This window comes from Mesorhizobium sp. M1217 (genome assembly GCF_040318275.1).
Taxonomy (GTDB): domain Bacteria; phylum Pseudomonadota; class Alphaproteobacteria; order Rhizobiales; family Rhizobiaceae; genus Mesorhizobium.
This window is the reverse complement of sequence record NZ_JAMYMA010000061.1, coordinates 1-758: the sequence shown is the minus strand read 5'-3', so window position 1 is coordinate 758 and position 758 is coordinate 1. Positions and strand designations below refer to the sequence as shown.

Below are 758 nucleotides of genomic sequence, written 5' to 3'. Positions count from 1 at the left end.
ACGTCCGTCGTGCGGAAATAGAACTGCGGACGGTAGTTGGTGAAGAACGGCGTGTGACGGCCGCCCTCGTCCTTGGTCAGGATGTAGGCTTCGGCGACGAACTTCTTGTGCGGCTTGACGGTGCCGGGCTTGGCCAGAACCTGGCCGCGCTCGACGCCTTCACGGTCGACACCGCGCAACAGCGCGCCGATGTTGTCGCCGGCCTGGCCCTGGTCGAGCAGCTTGCGGAACATCTCGACGCCCGTGCAGGTCGTCTTGGTGGTCGGACGGATGCCGATGATCTCCAGCTCCTCGCCGACCTTGACGACGCCGCGCTCGACGCGGCCGGTCACCACCGTGCCGCGGCCCGAAATCGAGAACACGTCCTCGATCGGCATCAGGAACGGCTTGTCGAGCGGACGAACCGGCGTCGGGATGTAGGCATCGACCGCCGCCATCAATTCGCGGATCGCGTCCTCGCCGATCTTCTTGTCAGAATCTTCAAGTGCGGCAAGCGCCGAACCCTTGACGATCGGAATGTCGTCGCCGGGGAACTCGTTCTTGGTCAAAAGCTCACGCACCTCGAGCTCGACCAGCTCGAGCAGCTCGGCGTCGTCGACCTGGTCGACCTTGTTCAAGAACACCACGATCGACGGCACGCCGACCTGGCGGGCCAAAAGGATGTGCTCGCGGGTCTGCGGCATCGGGCCGTCGGCGGCCGACACGACCAGGATCGCGCCGTCCATCTGCGCGGCACCGGTGATCATGTTCTTCACATA

1 protein-coding gene is annotated in these 758 nt (G+C 64.5%); it reads right to left on the bottom strand.

Annotated features, from left to right (window positions below; genetic code table 11):
• The coding region (locus NKH37_RS33995; RefSeq protein ID WP_353007644.1) for an elongation factor Tu at positions 1–758 on the bottom strand (758 nt) is incomplete at both ends.